Genomic DNA, 18,995 nt, shown 5'->3' on the forward strand with positions numbered 1-18,995 from the left:
CAGAGCCGGTTGCTCCGCGAGTTCCTCTGCCGACACTTTGCGGTTGACCGACATGAATGACTTTCGGGTTGAAGGCACGGCCGATGACTTAGGTTCTACGTCGTCCAGCCCGAGCATGGCCGCCCTGAGTACGTGCGCCCGGTCCGCGATGCGCAGGGCCTAACCAATAGCTACTCACGCCCAACCTTCGTAGCATTTTTTCCCGGTGACCTCAAGCGAAATTGTCGTTGAAGCCGCGCGTTATGCTAGAGACCGCGACGGGATCGTATCCATTGTCTTCGGGAACGTAAACTTTGGTCGCCGACGACTCCATCAAATTTTCCGTGATGATCCACAGGGGCCGGGCAATAGGCTCGCGACATGGGGTGCACGCCACACGTGGGAAATGCTCCCGAAGCGCGTCCGGCTCTGGGCGGTGTTGTTTGAGCAGCATTGCGAAGGGCTCCGGGACAGGCGCGGGGTCTCCTTCGCTCAGGCAGCTACGGTGGCCGCTTGGCGGGATGCTCACGTCGGTGCTTTTTACGACAGCGATGTTCACGATGGGCTGGGCGAAGAGCAGCAAAAGCGTGGCGGTGACCGGTAGGGCAGGGTGTCGACCTTGGGTTTGTTGCCGAAATCGGGGACCGTCCGTGGCGCATGCAGTCCGTGCCGCAGCCAGGGCAAGGGGCCGTGGCTGCGCATGGCTGCAGATCCTGCCCTTGGGTCGGCTGGCCCGGTGTCTGCTGGCTGTTCTTGAGCATCTGTCACAGGTGAACGGCCTTATCGTGAGGGGACGGACCCGACTGTTGGGCCGCGGGTGATCTCAGCCGTCATCGCGGATGACGCGGGCGTGTTAGTGCCGGATGATCTTGTTCAAAACGACGACGACGTTGGCATCGGAGGCGACTACAATCACTCGACCCCACGGCGGCATCAAAGGCCACTCACCCACCCAGCGCGTTCACAACCTCCGTGGGAGTTACAACAAGCTGTGTCATCTGTCCCAAAGCGTGCAGTTTCATGTTCCAGAGAGTCGCATCGGGCCTACTTGATCCGATAACGCGCCAGTAACGCATCGCTTCCTATGATGCGGATAATCATTGTTTAGGTCGAGGAGGTAGTCCGATTCCACCAAACGATCCCGTTCCCAAGCTTTCGGCACCAGCGTTGCAGAAATACGGCGCGCCAGCCTTAGTGCTCGTCACAACTGCCTCTGTTCTAGCGATCGGATGGTGGCTCTGGACGTTTGGTGGTGAACAAGGCCAAGGCGCCGCTTTCGCCCTAGCGGGAGGTGCGGCAACTCATCTCCTAAAAGAGGCACACGACATTCTGAGAAGCTGGCTTGACTAGACGGGAGACCCAGATCGCACGATTACTCATAAATTCGCACGGAAGCCTGCGCGCTTAGCCGCACGCACATCACGGCGTTTATTAGCAAGGCGATAAACGCAAGATTTCTTCTGAGTAATTCTCATTACGCCCGCTAAACCAGCAGCATTCATCGACTAAACCGAAGGCGCACAAAGATGTCCGCTCAGCCTACCTTGAGTTGCATCATGCCGACACGCGACCGGCGCCGCTTCGTGAGCCAGGCTATCTGGTACTTTCTCCGGCAGGACTACCCATCAAGAGAGCTGATCGTTGTTGATGACGGTGTAGACACCGTCGAGGACTTAATCCCCTGCGATTCACGCATCCGATACATTCGGAATGGGCCGGCCGCAGCGGGCAGCAAATTCACCCTCGGCTGCGAGGTTGCTGAGGGTGAGTTCATTGTTCATTGGGACGACGATGCTTGGTATAGCCCCAACCGCCTGACGGCGCAGCTTCGTTATCTGAAGGAATATGGAGCGCGGGCCACCGGCCTCGCGGGGATGCTGCACTACCAGCCCCTCACCGGGCGGCTCTGGCAGCACTGCTCCGAGGGCAGGTCTTCATCACTTCAACCGGGCACCCTGGTCTATCGCCGCGATTACTGGGAAGCGCACCGCTTCCCTGACGCCGAGCGGCCCGGTGGTTCCCAGTTCGTCCACCTCACGCGGGGCGACGGGTTTATCGTCCAAGAGGACCCGCAGTTCGCAGCCGTCATCCTACATGGAAGCAACACCGGCTCTGTGAATCCTGCCAATCCGTGCTGGGAGCCGCGCGACTTCGCTGAACTGGAGCGGGTCCTTGGGCCGGACCTTTCTTTCTACTCCGCTGCAGAGGGTAAGCGACCCTCTGCCCGGCGGGCTGCCAGCCGGTCGGCCCGGGGCATGCGGCACACGGAAGTGGTGCCCATTACTCTGGCTGCCACTTTTATGGTCTACGACGGCTACGGGAGCATGGCCGAGTACCTGGCCCTGGGCATGGAGCGCGCAGGGGCGGAGGTACACGTGGCCCCATTCCACATCGATGCTGCCGCTGCCTCGCCTGAGTTTCAGGAGTTGCTCAAGCGGTCTCGGCCAGACCCCCAGGGAGTGGTGCTGGCGCATGCCTGGTGGGGCGAGGACCTGGCCCGCTTCGGATCAGCGCAGGACTTGTTCATCAAGACGGTATGGGAGACGAGCCAGTTACCCAGGGACTGGCCCAGCCGGCTGAACAAGGCGCGCGCAGTGATCGTCCCGTCAGATTTCGCCGCTCGGGTTTTCCGGGATTCCGGCGTGCGCGTACCTGTCGAGGTGGCTTACGAGGGCATCGATCCCGATGTGTATCCATACGTGGACCGGCCAGAGCGAAAAGGCGTGACCACTTTGATCGTCGGCGTGCTGGCCCCCCGCAAGAACTACCAGCAGGCCGTTGCGGCGTGGCAGATGGCATTCGCGGATGATCCGGATGCTCGCCTCATCCTGAAGGCACGCTTCCAGATCGAGCGCTTCGCGGCCGAGGATCCCCGCATCCAGGTGGTCGACTGCAATGAGACGACGCGGGGCATCCTCCACTGGTATCGCCAGGCCGATATCCTGCTGGCGCTTGGGAATGAGGGGTTCGGGCTACCGGTCATCGAGGGGATGGCTACCGGGCTGCCCGTGGTGGCCTTGGACGCCGAGGCGCAGGCCGACGTCGTCGCAGTGCGGGCGGCTGGCTCGGTAAACAATCAAGGAGCCGTGGAACGGGACGAGCGCATGCTCGTGCTGCCGGTGAAGGTGGCCAGTTGGGAGCAGGTGGATTCCCCCGCATTCGGCCCGGCCGGTGTGCGCGCCCTGCCCGACGTCGAGGATGCCGCGCGGCAGTTGCGCTGGGTCGCGCACCACCGGGCAGAGGCCCGAGAAATGGGCCGCCGCGCGTCGGCATGGGCGCACGCCAACCGCAACGTCTGGGAGATGGGGCCAGCCACGCTGGCCGCCATCGAGCGCCATGCGCGAACGCCTAGTCCCCTGCGGAGGACTTACGCCCTCTGGGCGGCTGTCGGGGGTGAGGTAGAGGACGGCGCCTCCGCCGTCCGGCTGGAGGACTCCTACGGCCGAGCCGTGGAACACTATGCTCAGAATGTCGCGCGAAACGTCTCTCAGGCGCGGTTCTACGCGAGTCCTCCCATGGCGGCAGCGTCCCTCGCGAGTGGGTCAGCTTGGCGCAGCCCGATCCTCCATGTACACGTATCGCCGGGATCGGTCGCCGACGAGGCGCTGACGCAGCAGGTCCAGGCGGCCAGGCAGAACGGCATGGCCGTCATCATCACCGAACACGGCCGGAGCACAGACGGCCGGGCGCACGCATGGGAACAATTGGCCGACGTGCTGGTTGCGCTCGACGCAGAAACGGCGTTGGGGCTGAGCGGGCTCTGGCCATTCAAGCGGGTCGAGATCCTTCCCCCCGGGTGCCCCAGGTGGCGGCCGTCGGATCGCAGCCGTGGCGGGCGGGTAATCGCCGTCATCGCCCCTCAAGCCAGCGCTGATGTGCACACTGAGATGAGCGAACTGGCAAATAGCCTGAACGCGTCATGGCTCGCGGTGCCCCTGCCGTCGTCCGCCTTGGCGGACGACGGCGAAGCGCTGGTCGCGTGGCTCAATTCGAGAGCCGATGTCGTCCTGTGCATCCGTGATGCCGGCGCGACGGGCCAACTGGAGAGCATCGCACTTGCCAGCGGCCTGCCCGTTGTGGCGATCGATCGAAGCGCCCCGGCCCGTGCGCACGGCTCGACCGACGCGTGCGAACCAGGCTCGCGCGTCGGACGGACGGGTGGCAGGGACCTGCGCTCAACGCTCTTCACCGCGACCGTTGATCCGGTATACCGGCCGAAAATCCTGCCCGCGGGCCTGCAAGAGGTTCTCGATAGCCCGGCGCGGCGAGCGGAGCTTGCCGGCGCCGCGCAGGCTTACTGTGCTGAGCTCAGCTGGCAACAGATCGCAGCGCATCACCTGGCCCTCTGGCGAACGGTGATGGCATGAGAAGTCATGTGCACGGCGGTGCCTGGCGCAACGGGACGATTCAACGACGATTTTGATGTTTACTTCCTTAGGAGGGGTCCATGCCCGGACCATATCTGTATCCAGGGGTCTATGTTCAGGAGATCCCGAGCGGCGTACGGCCAATTGCCGGGGCCAGTACATCCGACACTGCGTTTGTCGACTACTTCCCTCGCGGTCCGATTGACCAGGCAGTCAGAATTACGAGCTGGTCGGACTTCGAGCGCGAATTCGGCGGCCTCGACCTGAACAGCGAAGCCAGCTACGCCATCCAGCAGTATTATCTGAACGGCGGCCGGGTTGCCTGGATCGTCCGGGTGGCCGCGGCGAATGCCGAACCCGCCGAGCGCGTCCTGTCGGGCGCGCAGGTCTATTCCGGCATGTCAGGCGTCGGCGCGTCGGGTGGGGGTACAGGCCGCGACATCCTCACGCTGACGGCGAGCAGCGAAGGCGACTGGGCCAACAACCTGCAGGTGGCTATCGATTATAAGGGCGTGCCGCTCACTAAGGGCTCGCCAACCGCATTCAACATGGTCGTGCGCGAGGTTGCACTGGTCGGCGGCAAGCGCGTGGTCGTGGGTTCGGAGACATTCCGCAACCTGAACAAAGATGCGACGAGCTCGCGCTTTGTCGAGACAGTGGTTAACAGGGACTCCCGTCTTGTCGAAGTAACGTACACCGGTGGTGGCGCTCTGCCCAGCCCGACCGGCAGCGACATCGTGGGCGACCCGGGCCGGGCGTACTGGCTCAGCCTGGGCCAGGGCGGATACCAGGAGGGGGATGAAGTCCATCCGGCGCAGGCCGCGTGGGGCGAAGTTAAATCTAACAAAGGCAAAAACGGGACGATGCCAGACGAGGATAAGTGGCGGGATTCGTCGGGCGCAGCGGCGCTGCTTGGCCTGAACAGTGCCCCTGGATCCGAGGCACTCAATCGGGGGATCTACGAGTTGGAACGGATTGCGCCAAATGTGTTCAACCTGCTCTGTATACCGGCGGCTGCCAACCTGAACAAGACCAGCATGCAGACCGTGTGGGCCGCCGCCGCCGCCCTGTGCGAGGACAAGCGGGCCTTTCTGTTGGTGGACATTCCGGAAAGCGCCAAGGCGCTCTCCCAGATGGTGACATGGGCCAGTGGGAGCGAAAAGCCGCAGACAAACTACGGGGCGGTCTACTTCCCTCGGCTGCAGGTCCCTGATCCTTTGCGGGGGAACGAGCTGCGCTCGGTCGGCCCAAGCGGGACGATCGCGGGGATCTACGCGCGTACCGACGCGGAGCGCGGCGTGTGGAAAGCGCCTGCGGGGATTGATGCGGGCCTGCGCAACGCGTCGCTGCCTGTCAAGCTCACGGATCTGGAGACGGGCAGCCTGAACCCGATCGGCGTGAACGTGCTGCGCAGCTTCCCGATCTACGGGAACGTGGTGTGGGGCGCGCGGACGTTGGAGGGCTCGGACCAGCAGGGAAGCGAGTGGAAGTATGTGCCGGTGCGGCGGACTGCGCTGTTCATCGAGGAAAGCTTGTACCAGGGCCTGAAATGGGTGGTCTTCGAGCCCAACGACGAGCCGCTGTGGGCGCAGATCCGGTTGAATGTCGGCTCATTCATGCAGGGGCTGTTCCGGCAGGGCGCGTTTGCGGGGACGACACCGCGCGCGGCGTACCTGGTGAAGTGCGACAGCGAGACGACTACGCAGGCGGACGTGAACCTGGGCATCGTCAACATCATCGTCGGCTTCGCGCCGCTCAAGCCCGCGGAGTTCGTGATCATCCAGCTCCAGCAGATGGCTGGCCAGGTACAGGTTTAGGAGGCATGACGCATGGCTCAGTTTTCGGTCAATCCGACGCGCTTTGATCCGTACAAGAACTTCAAGTTCCGCGTGAAGTGGGACGGCCGCTTCGTGGCAGGGGTGAGCAAGGTCAGCGCGCTCAAGCGCACCACAGAAGTGGTGCGCCACCGCGAGGGTGGAGACCCGTCGAGCAGCCGCAAGTCGCCCGGCCGGACCGAGTACGAGGCGATCACGCTTGAACGCGGCGTAACGCACGACGTGGAGTTCGAGCGGTGGGCAAACAAGGTATGGAACTTCGGCAACGGGCTGGGCGCTGAGGTTTCGCTCAAGGATTTCCGCAAAGACGTCATCATCGAGGTGTACAACGAGGCCGGGCAGCTGGCGCTGGCATACAAGGTCTACAGATGCTGGGTGTCAGAGTTCCAGGCCGAAGCCGACCTCGACGCGAACGCAAATGCCGTCCTGATTCAGAACATCAAGCTGGAGTCCGAGGGCTGGGAACGCGATTACGAGGTCGTAGAGCCGAGCGAGCCGACGTTCATCGAGCCTGCGGGATGAGTCAAGTTTGACCGTCCGGGAATGTGTTGTCTGAAGGTGAGGTGGGGGTATGAGGACGCCTAAGAGCGTGTCTGCGGCCGCGCTGCTTGACGCCTGGGAGCTAGGACGACACGCATCCCCCGGCGAGCGGGGCCTGCATCTGCTGGAGGTGGCGGAGTCACCCGCGACACGTGAAACGCTGGCCTGCTGGGCGGTGGGCCAGCGCGACGCGGCCCTGCTCGCCCTGCGCGAGCGTCTCTTTGGGCCCAGCCTCTCGGCGTTGGTCGACTGCCCGCAATGCGGCGAGTCGCTGGAGATGGATTTTCCCGTCTCGAGCATCGTTCAGTCAGGCTTGGATGGAGCGGACGTTTTGCCCGTGCCTGACGAGCGAAGCAAAGAACGGGTCTTCGTGCTCGAGGCAGAGGGGTACAAGATCCGGTACCGGCTGCCCACGGCCGGCGACCTTGCAGAACTTGGACGAAACGGACACGATGCAGCTGGGCACTGGTTGTTGAGGCGATGCGTGGTCGGCGCCGAACGGCTCGGGGAAGGCGCTACCGCTGGGCCGGACGCCGGGCAAGGGTCGGGGGCACTCGATGCGGCGGGACAGGCGTGGGAAGCCCTGGAAGCAGCGCTGGGGCGAACGGCGGCCGAGTGCGATCCGCAGGCGGAGATCGAGCTGGCGCTGAACTGTCCGACGTGTGGCATGCGCTGGCAGTCGCAGTTCGACATCGTGGGCTTTTTTTGGCGAGAGATCGATGCGTGGGCCGCCGGGGTGTTAAGGGAGGTTCACGTCCTTGCGGCCGCCTATGGCTGGAGCGAACGAGACATCCTGGCCCTCAGCGCGTCGCGGCGGCGGCACTACCTGGACCTGATCAGCGAGTGAGTGTGTGCCAATGAGCAGCTTTCTTGGGCGACTGGTCGAGAGAACCGTTAGAGCACCCGCTGCGGGGGAGCCCAGTGCGCGCGAACTGTCCGGTGCGACGCGAAGCGACGGCAGCGGTCCGGGGGCAAGCCCGCCCCGCGGGCGACCGGACGAAGTCGGAGCCGGTGCTGGCACAAGCGGCGTCCGGCCGCGGTTGCCGACGCGCTACGAACGCTCACCGGCGGACGAAGCAAGCGCCGCGGCGCCTTCGCTCGAGGCCGAAGCGGGGTGGGACTCGGAGGCGCAGCGTGAAAGCCGCGGCCGCGTACACTCGGACGCGGGCGCCGAGCAGGGCCAAGTGGCAGCTGACGCCCCGTTGGCCGACAGGCCGACCGTTTCGCGAGCCCATAAGCTGACCGGTCCAGAATGGGGCAAGAGCCGCGACACATCCGAGGGCGAATCCCGAACGCCGGAGAACAAAGGCGATCGAGGGTCAACAGTGCCCGAGCGCACGCAGGTTGGGCAGGGAGTCGATGAACCGCGCCGATCGTCTGGCTCTGAGGGCGCCTTCACGGAGCGAGTGACAGATCGAGCCGCAAAACGGGTGCTCGCCAGGCTAGCGCATGAAGGCGAGGCTACAGGCCCGCGAGAAGGACGGGCACGGACGGACCATGCCGGGGTCGCCGGAGCCAAGGGCGGTGACCCCAATGCGATCGGGGGCACCCAGGGCACGAATATCGCCCCGCGCCTCGATCCCCGCCACGACGGCACCTTGCGCCCGGATACTGGACCGCGCGGGATCGACCAGTTGGCAGCAAGCCCGGGAATCCGTCCGCGCTTCGAAGCCAGCGCAGATGGGACGGGGGCTGGGGAGCGTCCGAAAGGGGACACCCGGCCGCGCGGAATTTCTCGCGCGGCGGCAAGGGCCGAGGGATCCCCTGCGCCCGACGTACCGAGGGTACAGGTCACCATCGGGCGCGTTGAAGTGCGGGCGGTCTATCCGGCTCCCCCCGCTACGTCCGCGCCGGTGTCGCGACCGTTGCCCGGTCCCTCAACGACGTTGGACGATTACCTCAGGCAGCGCGAGGGGGGCTCATGAGCAATTTTAGTGCCGTGGCGACCGTCACCGCCACGCTGCGGCGCGTGCTGCAGACCGCGCTCCAGGCCGACGTCTCGGGCGCAACGGTTACGGCCGTCCGCCCGGGCGAAGGGCAGGGCGCCGCAACACCCGACCATGGCACCAACATTTTCCTGTACCAGGTAAATCCGAATCCACAATGGCGCAACGAGGACCTTCCCAGCCGCCGGCAGGACGGCCAACTGGCGCAGCGGCCCGTGGCGGCGCTCGACCTGCACTACCTGCTGAGCTTCTATGGCGCCGAGGAGACACTCGAGGCGCAGCGGCTGCTGGGCAGCACGGTGGCTTTCCTCCACTCGCAGCCGATCTTGCCCAGGTCCGAGATCGATTCCGCCGTGGCCAACAACGCATTCCTGACAAACTCGGATCTTGCGGAGCAGGTCGATCTCGTCAGGTTTACGCCGCTCGGCATGACGCTGGAGGAACTCTCGCGGCTGTGGTCAGTCTTCCTCCAGGTCAGGTACACCCTGTCGGTAACCTACCGGGCTTCGGTCGTGCTCGTGGAACGCCGGGTTACTCCGCAGCCCGCGCTGCCCGTTCGCGACTTCGCTTTCGCCACGGTCCCGCTGCGCCGGCCGTACATCCGGGGCGTGGTGACGCAAACCGGCGAGACTGGCCCGATCACGCCAGGCGCTGCGGTGGTGATCGAGGGTCTGAATCTGCGGGAGGCAGTGACGCGCGTGGAGATCGACGGCGCGGCAGTTCCCACAACAGAGGTGCGCGGGGACCGCATTGCGCTCACGCTGCCAGCCACCCTTGCGGCAGGGCCGCACGGCGTCCAGGTGCGTCACGGCGTGTCGATAGGTGCGCCGGGTGTGGAGCACATGGCCTTTGGATCGAACCCGGGAAGCTTCGTTCTCCAGCCCGTCATCACCCGGACGAACAACAACTACGACATCGCAATCTCGAATGTTCAAGGCACAGGCCTGACGCCGAGGTCGGCCACGCTCCGGGTCGACGTCTCGCCCGCCGTGCTGCCACGACAGACGGCCCTGCTCGAGATGCTGACTGCCCAGGGCGTCGCCTACACGTTCAGGGCCGAGGACAGAACCGCGGATACCTTGCAACTCACGTTCAACATCAGCGGCGTGACCGCAGGCGACTACCTGTTCCGTGTGCGAATCGACGGTGCGGACAGCCAGTTGACGCTGGATCAGAACGGGGCGCCCGTTGCGCCCGTCGGGAGGATCCCATGAGCATGGCCTTTGAGAGCGACTGGACCGCGCAGAACCAGGACCACTTGATGGCGGAGCTGGATCGCGTGCGCGCCGCGCTGGAACGTCATCTCGGCCGGGTCCCGGCGACGGAGGCGGAAGCGAGCCCGGATCGACGCAGAGCGGCCGAGACCGACGAATCGGGAGCGCTCGAGGGTGCACCCGCAACGAGCTCGATCGACGGGGACTCACTCGACACGAGCATGGGTGAGACCAGCGCGCTCGCACCGACCTTGGCCGAAGAATCGCCCGATCCGCCCGCTGTGGAGCGCCTGGCCTCGCTCTTTAGGCTCTCGCAGTTCGAGACCGACCTGCTGCTCCTGTGCGCGGGCGTCGAGTTGGACGCGGGCCTCGCCGCGCTCTGCCGCGAGGCGGGCGGGCGCCCGGGGGTCACCTTCAGCCTGTCCCTTGCCGTCCTGCCCGGCGCCCATTGGAGCGCACTGACGCCCGCCGCGCCACTCCGCTATTGGAAGATGATCGAGTTGGGACCAGGCGACGCGCTGGTGACGGCCCCGTTGCGCATCGACGAACGCATTCTCCACTACCTGGCCGGCGTGGGCTACACGGATGAGCGGCTTCTCGGCGTTACGCGTCCCTATCGCGTCACGGTCGAGTTTCCCGTCGGGCTCCGCGAGCCGGCCAAACGGATCGACGCGCTGTGGTCCGCGTCCGGCGACGGGCCGTGGCCCACGGTGCAACTGGTCGGAGAGGAAGACGCGGGCCTGGTAGATGCGGCCGCCGCCGCATGTGCGCTTCAGGGGTTGAACCTTCGTCTTGTGCGCGGTCGCGATATCCCTGCCAATGCCGCCGAGCGTGAGCAGTTCCTGAGGATCTGGGAGCGCGAGGCCGCACTGACGGGGTGCGGCCTCCTAGTCACGATCGACGACACGGACGGGGCCGGAACGGCCGGTGCGGTCGCGGCCTTTGTCGACCGGAGCCAAGGCGTACTGTTGCTGGCCGGGCGCGAGCCCTTACGTCTGCCAGGACGCACGCTCCCGCGCTTCGACATCCGCAAGCCGACTGGAAGCGAACAGGCCGCCCTCTGGCGCCAGTCCCTCGCGCCCCTGGCCGAGCAGCTGAAGGCACGGACTTCGAACGACCACGGCTTGGCAGTCGAGCGTGAGCTGCACGAGCAGATCGACCGGCTGGTGAACCAGTTCAACATGGGTTATGCCGCCATCGCCAGCGCGGCCGCAGCAGCGAATTCGTTCGCCACCCGCGAAGCGGACCACGGCTCCGAAGCCGCGGCCAAGTTGTTGTGGGACACGTGCAGGGGGCAAGCCCGCGCCCGGCTCGACGACTTGGCACAGCGCAACGAGACCAATGCGACGTGGGACGACCTCGTTCTGCCCGCGCCGCAGAAACAGATCCTGCAGGAGATCGTGACCCATGTCCGGCAGCGCGTGCAGGTTTACGATCGGTGGGGTTTCGCGGCCAAGAGCAGTCGGGGCCTCGGGATCAGCGCATTGTTCGCCGGTCCGAGCGGAACGGGCAAGACCCTGGCCGGCGAGATCCTGGCGAATGAGTTGCACCTTGACCTCTACCGCATCGACCTGAGCCAGGTGGTGAGCAAGTACATCGGCGAGACCGAAAAGAACCTTCGGAGGGTGTTCGACGCTGCAGAGACGGCGGGTGCGGTGCTCCTGTTCGACGAGGCAGACTCGCTGTTCGGGAAGCGCAGCGAGGTGAAGGACAGCCACGACCGCTACGCCAATATCGAGGTCAGTTACTTGCTCCAGCGGATGGAAGGCTACAGGGGGCTGGCGATCCTGACGACCAATATGAAGCAGGCGCTCGACCCTGCCTTTGCACGGCGCATCCGCTTCGTGGTGCAGTTCCCCTTCCCCGACATGGCGGAGCGCGCGGAAATCTGGCGGCGCATTTTCCCCTCGCCCACACCGACCGAAGGGTTGGATGTGGACAGACTCGCGCGGCTGAACGTGGCTGGCGGCAATATCCGGAACATTGCGATGGGCACGGCGTTCCTCGCCGCGGACGAGGAGCGGCCGGTCACCATGGCGCATTTGTTGCACGCAGCGCGGGCGGAATACGCCAAGCTGGAGCGGCCGCTGACCGATGCTGAGATCGCGGGGTGGGTGTGAGATGACCGCAGTTCCGCCAAAAAAGCCCGCAGCCCGCGCCGGAGCCCCGGGCCTGGACCTGCACATCGACGAGCTGGTTTTGCACGGCTTCACCGCCGCGGACCGCTACGAAATCGCCGCCACGGTGGAGCGCGAGCTGGCGCGCCTGTTTCGCGGGGGCAACGCGCCCGCTCCGTGGCTACACCGTTTAGCGGGCGGCGGAGATGCCGTCCTCTACCGCCTGGATGCAGGCGCGTTCGACGTGCCACACGACGCCCCCCCGCAGGCGATCGGGTCACAAATAGCGCAGGCCATTCACCAGGGATTGGGAGGCGGTCCCGAGGGCGACGCTCGCGGCCCCGGGCCCGCCTCGACGCCATCGACCGCGCAGTCTGAGGGAAAACGCTGATGAGTACCGAGCCGCAGATGCAGAACGCAGCGGGTCCCGTCCGGGCGCTCGAAACGCGGCCTGAGCAGCGGGGCGGCCGCGAGTTCACGCCCGCGACGGGACGCTCGCGCGGCTGGTCGCCGCCCGTTCCGCCTGACTCTGGGCGCGACACGGCGGGGCATGCGTTTGGCCGCGTGCACGTGCACCGTGCCGAGGCCCGGAACCACCCGGTCGTTGGCCGGCCCGATGACTGCTACGAGGTCGAAGCCAAAGCTGCGGCGGATCGGGCGATGGCAGTCAACGCGGATACGGCACGCGGCGAGCTAATGCCCGCCCGGCACCCCGCCGGACGCTTCCAGGCGGCCGCGGTTCAGAGCCGTGTCCCTGCAGCTACCCCCGGGTTAGAGCGCCAAATAAAACGCGCGGGCGCCGAGGCGCGGCCGTTGCCCGCCGAACAGCGCAGCTTCTACGAGGACCGCCTCGGGCACGACTTCGGCTCAGTGCGGGTCCATGCCGGGCCGGCTTCCGCGGCGGCCGCGGCCTCGCTGGGCGCGCAGGCGTTCACCCACGGCCAGGACATCTATTTCGGCGCAGGGTATTTCCGGCCAGGCAGCGTTGAGGGCCAACACTTGATGGCCCACGAACTGGCGCACTCGGTGCAACAAGCCAGCACGCAGGACGCCCCCGCACCGGCAATTCAACGTCAGGCCGTAACACCAGATGTAATCCCGTTCGACCCGGTAATCCCATCAGCGGACGAATCGGCAAATCTTCAGCCGCCGCCCAAAGACGGCGACGCACAGGCGGCAACAGATCAGGCGAAGCACGCTGGATTAGCGGGGGAGTCCCTGCCGCAACGACAGAGGGCAGACCAAGCCGCAGAGGAAGATGGCAGGACAGCCAGCCAGGGCGCCGTCGAGGAACAGGCCACGAGCACGGTGAAGAGCAGCCAAAAGGCCGCCACAGAAAGCAGTCCGGAAGGCAAAGCGGGGGCCCAGGCTGCACCAATCGGTCATGAAGGCGAAGAACTTGCGGTCGATCAGCCATCTGAATTTGCTGGTGTCGCTACAGGCGACCTGGCACTCATCGACAAAGAGTTGGCCGAGCACCAGCGCTGGGGCACGGCAAACGCGCAGGTCGGGGCTGCCGGGTCGGGAGAACGGGCCAAGTTCGTCAGTGAGGCGGCCGGTGAGGGAAGTGGCTTTGCCGCCGGTCTGATTCAAGGCGCCGGCATGGGCGCGGGCATCAAACTCGGCGAGAAGCTAATTGAAAAGGGCGCCGTCAAGCTCGCCACGAAGGCGGCGGTCCGCCTGGGCACACAGGTCGCCAAGTTCACGCCGCTGCCCGCGGTTGGCGCGGTTATTGGGGGCGTCCTATCGGCGTACGAGCTCAGCAAACGCGATTGGAAGGCCACTGGAGAGGCCATCGGCCGGTTTGGCAAGGGTGCCTCAATCTATGACACGCTTGCCAATAGCATTGAATCCGTCAGCACCGTTATCGACGTTGCCACCCAGATATTGAACGTCATCGCTGGAGTGATCGGGGCGATCTCGATCGCCATGTGGATAATAACCGTACTCACCGTCGGGATCGCGTCCCCGCTGGCAGCCACGCTGTCGACGATCTCGGCAGGCATCGGCTTGGCAACGCTGGCGCTTGACGCGATCAATGCCCTGGTCCTAAAGCAACTCATCACAATTTTCCGCTCACTGCACGCCTTTACCTCCGAGGCCGATCCTCGCGACGTGGTGACTCAAGGGGCAGCGATCGGCCAGGCGGCCGGTGCCGCGACAGGGTTTGTCGGCGGATTTGTGGGCGGCATCGCCGGTGGTGGACTGGCGGAAAAAGGCGCCAAGAAGCTTTCATCCAAGAAGCCCTCCACTCCGGTGCCCGACCATCCGAACCCGACTGCCGCGTCGGGTGAGGGCCCGACCGTCAAGGCGGAGGTGAAGGAGGCCGGAGCTGCACCAAAGGAGCCCAGCACAACCGCGTTAGGGGGTGAACCCGCAGCTAAGGCAGGGCCAGTCGAAGCTGTCGCTCCCACGAAGGAAACGAACACGGCTCCTGTGGAACCTGATGCGGCGGCCAAGCCGCGTGCTCCTGTACTTGCAGAAGCGCAACCTAGCGGCACAATGGATATCGGGCCCGGCAAGGCAAAAGCGAAATCCGAGAGGCAACTAACTCGGAAGCAACTGAAGGAATTAGCCCAGAAGAACGACCTGACCGATTCGGATGTCAAGGCCTTGGCTGAGCATCTCGGGGTGTCGGTTGAAGAAACGCGATCTCTCTTAATTAAGGTTGAACACGCACGGACGGTTAAGGGGTTGAGAGAAACCTCCAGAGCCGGCGGATTGGTCGGGCCGGACTACCAGAACTTGCCAGGAAAACAAAAGCCGTATCTGCGCCGAGGGGAAAAATTGCCTGGTCGCCCAGAGGTTGACCCGCGGGTGAAAGCTTCGCAGCGCAGTATCGCCCGAAAACGATTCGGGCTCGACTTGCAGGAGGCGTTGAAGGATCCATCCAAGGGCAACAACCTGACGCGCCTTACGGAGAGGTACCTGACAGAGAAGCAGAAGAACTACGTGCTACGCGCTGGGAAGCTCCCAAGTGACTTCCAATTCCACCACTTCTTGACGATTGCAGACTTTCCCGAGTTCGGACATCTCGCCGAGGTCGGCGCCGCCCTGCCAGAGCGAGTCCATAAAGAAGTAGGGCACGGTGGCGACACTACCCGTCCACTCGAGGCTGCGACATTTCTCGATCCGGACGCAGAGACACGTCCGCCATTTCACAACGATCCGCTGTCGCAAAAGAATGCCCGAAGGCAACCCACGGAGATTGCAAAAGGATCACAATCAAGCGGAAACGTCGACAAGGACATCGCAATTCAGTTGCGCACGGACCTAAAGGATCTGAAAAGCCGAGCTGCCAAGGACCCTAGTCCGAAGCTAACGAAGGAGATCTCCGCACGCGAGGCCCTCCTTCAGGTCCTTGATCCGTCAGGGGTGAGTCTCGTTACTCCGGCAGCGCCGTCTACCCCTGTTTCAGCAACGATTTCCGTGCCAGAGCCGGCTCCTACCCTGCAGGTCGGACAGCCTACTACACCACCCTTCACTGCGAAGGCTACTCCTGCACGATTGGGTCCAGAGGGACTCAGCTCTCTTTCCTACCTCTCGCCTGCGGCCCACGCGGGCGAGCAGGCAGGAGTAGACGGCGGGGTGCCGGGCTTCGCTTTCAACGAGGAGATGCCAGAGCTGGGCCGTGTCGAGAGCGGCCCGGTCACTGAGCATGTCAACCCGAATTATCCAGCTCCTCCAGCCACGCCGCAGTTGATCATCGATGTCCAGAACCAGATCCTGGAGACACTGGACGCCCGTGCCGAGGCCGAGGCCGCGTCGGCAACGATGGCCAAGCAAGAGGCCGCCCACAAGGCCAACGAGAAGCCATTGGCCAGAATGGGAGAACGGACCGCAGAAGCCATCAGCGCCACGGAAGCACATAAGCAGGCGGTGGCCCGCCGCACGGAGGCGAACCAAAACAAGACAAAGAAAGAGACCGAGGTCTCCAATACCCTGTCAACTTATTATGCTCAGGCCGGCAAACTCGCAGCCATTACCGTTCCTATGAAGGGCTTCGAGCGCTTTACCTCTCTGGCCCATTCGCTGCCCGATAGCCCAGAGGTCTTGGTCGACGCCAAGCGCGGAATCCTGAACATGAACGCCGATTCGAAGCGGTTTCTGGCGCAGCTGGATTCAGTGGACCAGACGATCAACTCCCAGAAAGCAGGCCAGGAGGATCGAAATAGACAAACTGAAGGCGATGCCAACACGCTCTCACAAACCGATACGAGGGCCAAGGACTCCGGGGAAAACCTAACGAAAGCACAGGAGACGACCAAGGACTTCACAAACGAGAACACGACGCGCCTCGACGACGCCAGAAAGCTGCGTACCGAAGGAGATAGGAATGCGAAGACTCTTGAGAGTCAGGAACAGCAAAAGCGGGCGGAGGCTGCAAGTCTGGCGTCGTCACTGCGAACCTGGGCCCAGAATCACCGCCAAGCGCGCCTTGACGCGCTGAAGATGACTCAAGAGAGCCTGGAACAACAAGGCTACAAGGTGACCGACGTGAAGGAGACGTGATGATGCCGGGGCGAGCGGCACAGGAAGGGGAACGGCTGGATGACCGGGCGTATGCGCTAATGCGGTCGGCGGACGGGCTGACGAAGCGAGGTCGGTGGCTCGACGCGGCGCATGCCTTGGAGGAGGCTGCCGAGATCCATGGGCAAACCGGTCGCAGTTATGATCAGGCGCGGTGCCTTCAAATGGCCGAGACCCTACAGCGGTCTGCCGGCCGGCCAGATCTAGTGCGTGACCAGCTCTCCAGTGCGTCTGCAGCTGGCGCTCAAGATCTACACCTGTTGGTCTCAATTCTGACCGAGCAAGGCGAAACGGCATTCGCGCAGCAGCGCTACGAGGCAGCCATTGCTGCATATACAAACGCGTTGCGCGAGGCACGCCAAGCGGGTCTGAAGGCCGAGTGGCTCTGTGCAATGTTACGACGCCGTGCGGCGTCGTCTGCAGCCACTGGGGCGATCCGGCAGGCAAATGCCGATATGGACGAGGCTTTCTGGCTGCTGGACGCTGCGTCCGGGCGAGATGTGGCCGCTTTCGTCCGGACCGAGCAGGCGGACCTGCTCTGGCGGGCCGGTGCGATCAACGAGATGGCGCAGACTGTTGCCGTGCTCGAGGCCGAGCTGAGTAACGAGCAATTGGCGCCACACCTGACGGCCGAGCTTGGGATCATGCATGCGCGCCTGGCGCGCGCGGCCCAAAAACTGCGGGCCGCAGCCGATTATGCAAGATGCGCCCGCACCGCCGCTCTCGAAGCTGTCGCGCCGTTAAGCTATATTGCCGCGTCGGTCGAGCTAGCCGAGGCACTACAGGCGCAGGGAGACTATGCCGGCGCGTATGGGGCGCTGGCAACAGCGTGGGCTACCGTCTCGGACGTACTGGGCGACGAGACTGCCGGTTCGTGGGTGGAGCCGGTCATGCTTGGATTTGCAGCGCGTTGGGGCGCTCCGGTCTTTCGAACGGCCAAAGCAGAATACGAGGCCCAGCGTAGGAATCGGGTACGGCACCGTGCGTGAATCAGCAGAGGAGTAGGCCCTTGACAACTTTTCCAAACTCACCCCGCGTCCTCAAGGGCGCGATCGTCGGGATCGACACGAACATACCCGCCCCGAGCGTGATCGTGTTCCAGTACAACCCGGACACGCTGACGCGAACGCTCAAGCCCCGCGCGCCTGGCGGCGAGGGTGCGCGCTCGGAGGCACAGCGCCTCACCGGGGCGCCTGAGGAGACAATCAAGGTCGGCATCGAGATCGATGCAACGGACCAGCTCGAGAAGAACGATCTGCTCGCCGCCACGATGGGCATCTACCCGCAGCTCTCCGCCATCGAGATGCTCGTCTACCCGAAGAGCGCACTCGTCATTGCCAACACGGCCCTTCTGGCGGCAGGAATGATCGAAGTCGTCCCACCGACCGCACCGCTGACGCTCTTCATCTGGGGTGCGAAACGCATACTGCCCGTACGAATCAACGAATTCAGCATCACTGAGGAGGCGCACGATTCTGCGCTGAATCCGATTCGCGCAAAGGTCAGCCTCGGGCTCCGGGTCCTCAGCTACAACGACCTTTCGATGACAAATCCCGGCTATTACATGTTCCTCGCACACCAAGTGCTAAAGGAGGCGATGAGCGTGGTGGGCACGGCCAGCAACCTGGCGGCGGTTGCGGGAAGCAACGTGAGACTGCCGTGACCGCCCCGGCCGGGCGGGCTCAAGCTCGTTAAGTAAGGAGGCAAGCGTGTTCGACTTTATGAGTCGCTACTACCTGCTCGAGATAGCGACCCTCGAGCAGCCCGACGGGCGCGTCGTGTCGTACGTGAGGCGCAGGTTCCTTCCGCAGGGAGCGGAGATGCGGCTGCTGGCGGAGGTGGCCGTAGCGCAGGGGGAGCGGATCGACCTCGTCAGCCACCGCACATTGGGCGATTCGCAGGCGTACTGGCGCATTTGCGATGCGAACAACGCGATGGACCCCCATGCATTGGCCGAGGAAGCCGCGGCAGAGCCTGGGAGGCTGCTCAGGGTGCCGGTACCGGAGGCGTAGCTGCGCTGGTCTTGGGGGAGGAGCGCGTAGGAGTTCTGTCTCCGTACCACCTCAATCTTTGGCGGAGAAAACACGATGGGTCCACTGGAAGGAGGAACAGATGACCTCTTGGGCAAACATTTGACCGAACTCGGCTATGATCTGGCTCCGCAGGGMTGACTCGCCAGAACTTCGGCGCGTCAAAGGGCCGGCGCGTACAACGTCAAACTTTCACGAGAATCTGATGGAAGAACTGCCGATTCAAAACAATTGGAACTTCCCAACCGCTAGACCTGAACTGAACAGGCCATGCGAAAGATGGTTTCCTAGTAGCCACACAGGGTCGCCATAAACTTCGGGCACCTCGATTCCGGCATCCCGGTAGTGCTGGGCGCTGATCGGCCCACGCATCGCGCGGACGTCATAGGCCGTCCTCTCTGCGTTTTCGGCGAATACGCCGCCCCGAGCGTAGGTCC

At 64.3% G+C, this 18,995-nt stretch carries 11 protein-coding genes and 1 pseudogene; 11 read left to right on the forward strand and 1 reads right to left on the reverse strand.

Annotated features, from left to right (window positions below; genetic code table 11):
- Positions 1 to 1,535 precede the first annotated feature (1,535 nt).
- The 11 genes from AC1DFR_RS22150 (at position 1,536) to AC1DFR_RS22200 (ending at position 18,540) form a co-directional block, all read left to right on the forward strand.
- Complete coding sequence (locus AC1DFR_RS22150; RefSeq protein ID WP_476872387.1) at positions 1,536 to 4,346, forward strand: glycosyltransferase; 2,811 nt, start codon at positions 1,536 to 1,538, stop codon at positions 4,344 to 4,346.
- 80 nt (positions 4,347 to 4,426) lie between these two features.
- Positions 4,427 to 6,163: a phage tail sheath family protein gene (locus AC1DFR_RS22155; RefSeq protein ID WP_476872388.1), complete on the forward strand. Its 1,737-nt coding sequence runs from the start codon at positions 4,427 to 4,429 to the stop codon at positions 6,161 to 6,163.
- Positions 6,164 to 6,175: 12 nt separating this feature from the next.
- Positions 6,176 to 6,703, forward strand: a complete 528-nt coding sequence (locus AC1DFR_RS22160) for a phage tail protein (RefSeq protein ID WP_476872389.1) — start codon at positions 6,176 to 6,178, stop codon at positions 6,701 to 6,703.
- A 49-nt stretch (positions 6,704 to 6,752) separates the two neighbouring features.
- Entirely contained in the window at positions 6,753 to 7,568 is an 816-nt protein-coding gene (locus AC1DFR_RS22165; RefSeq protein ID WP_476872390.1) for a hypothetical protein, read from the forward strand.
- A gap of 1,074 nt (positions 7,569 to 8,642) precedes the next feature.
- Positions 8,643 to 9,881 (forward strand): Pvc16 family protein, encoded by a 1,239-nt coding sequence (locus tag AC1DFR_RS22170; RefSeq protein WP_476872391.1) that lies wholly within the window; start codon positions 8,643 to 8,645, stop codon positions 9,879 to 9,881.
- Entirely contained in the window at positions 9,878 to 12,001 is a 2,124-nt protein-coding gene (locus AC1DFR_RS22175; protein ID WP_476872392.1) for an ATP-binding protein, read from the forward strand. Before AC1DFR_RS22170 ends, AC1DFR_RS22175 begins: the two co-directional genes overlap by 4 nt.
- 1 nt (position 12,002) lies before the next feature.
- The gene (locus tag AC1DFR_RS22180) at positions 12,003 to 12,389 is read left to right on the forward strand and encodes a hypothetical protein (RefSeq protein ID WP_476872393.1); all 387 of its coding nucleotides are present in this window, start codon (positions 12,003 to 12,005) and stop codon (positions 12,387 to 12,389) included.
- Positions 12,389 to 16,510 (forward strand): eCIS core domain-containing protein, encoded by a 4,122-nt coding sequence (locus AC1DFR_RS22185; protein WP_476872394.1) that lies wholly within the window; start codon positions 12,389 to 12,391, stop codon positions 16,508 to 16,510. Before AC1DFR_RS22180 ends, AC1DFR_RS22185 begins: the two co-directional genes overlap by 1 nt.
- Before the next feature lie 278 nt (positions 16,511 to 16,788).
- Positions 16,789 to 17,517 (forward strand): hypothetical protein, encoded by a 729-nt coding sequence (locus AC1DFR_RS22190; RefSeq protein WP_476872395.1) that lies wholly within the window; start codon positions 16,789 to 16,791, stop codon positions 17,515 to 17,517.
- A 20-nt stretch (positions 17,518 to 17,537) separates the two neighbouring features.
- Positions 17,538 to 18,191 (forward strand): hypothetical protein, encoded by a 654-nt coding sequence (locus AC1DFR_RS22195; protein WP_476872396.1) that lies wholly within the window; start codon positions 17,538 to 17,540, stop codon positions 18,189 to 18,191.
- 46 nt (positions 18,192 to 18,237) lie between these two features.
- Positions 18,238 to 18,540: a hypothetical protein gene (locus AC1DFR_RS22200; protein WP_476872397.1), complete on the forward strand. Its 303-nt coding sequence runs from the start codon at positions 18,238 to 18,240 to the stop codon at positions 18,538 to 18,540.
- Positions 18,541 to 18,780: 240 nt separating this feature from the next.
- Here AC1DFR_RS22200 and AC1DFR_RS22205 read toward each other — a convergent pair.
- Positions 18,781 to 18,995, reverse strand: a pseudogene (locus AC1DFR_RS22205) (hypothetical protein); the annotation flags it as partial.

This window comes from Arthrobacter sp. 05T410, assembly GCF_056396505.1.

What these genes read in the sequence shown, in the direction of transcription:
- AC1DFR_RS22185 (WP_476872394.1), top strand. Translation starts at nt 12,389, where the DNA reads ATGAGTACCGAGCCGCAGATGCAGAACGCAGCGGGTCCCGTCCGGGCG.
- AC1DFR_RS22170 (WP_476872391.1), top strand. Translation starts at nt 8,643, where the DNA reads ATGAGCAATTTTAGTGCCGTGGCGACCGTCACCGCCACGCTGCGGCGC.
- AC1DFR_RS22160 (WP_476872389.1), top strand. Translation starts at nt 6,176, where the DNA reads ATGGCTCAGTTTTCGGTCAATCCGACGCGCTTTGATCCGTACAAGAAC.
- AC1DFR_RS22165 (WP_476872390.1), top strand. Translation starts at nt 6,753, where the DNA reads ATGAGGACGCCTAAGAGCGTGTCTGCGGCCGCGCTGCTTGACGCCTGG.
- AC1DFR_RS22175 (WP_476872392.1), top strand. Translation starts at nt 9,878, where the DNA reads ATGAGCATGGCCTTTGAGAGCGACTGGACCGCGCAGAACCAGGACCAC.
- AC1DFR_RS22180 (WP_476872393.1), top strand. Translation starts at nt 12,003, where the DNA reads ATGACCGCAGTTCCGCCAAAAAAGCCCGCAGCCCGCGCCGGAGCCCCG.
- AC1DFR_RS22155 (WP_476872388.1), top strand. Translation starts at nt 4,427, where the DNA reads ATGCCCGGACCATATCTGTATCCAGGGGTCTATGTTCAGGAGATCCCG.
- AC1DFR_RS22150 (WP_476872387.1), top strand. Translation starts at nt 1,536, where the DNA reads ATGCCGACACGCGACCGGCGCCGCTTCGTGAGCCAGGCTATCTGGTAC.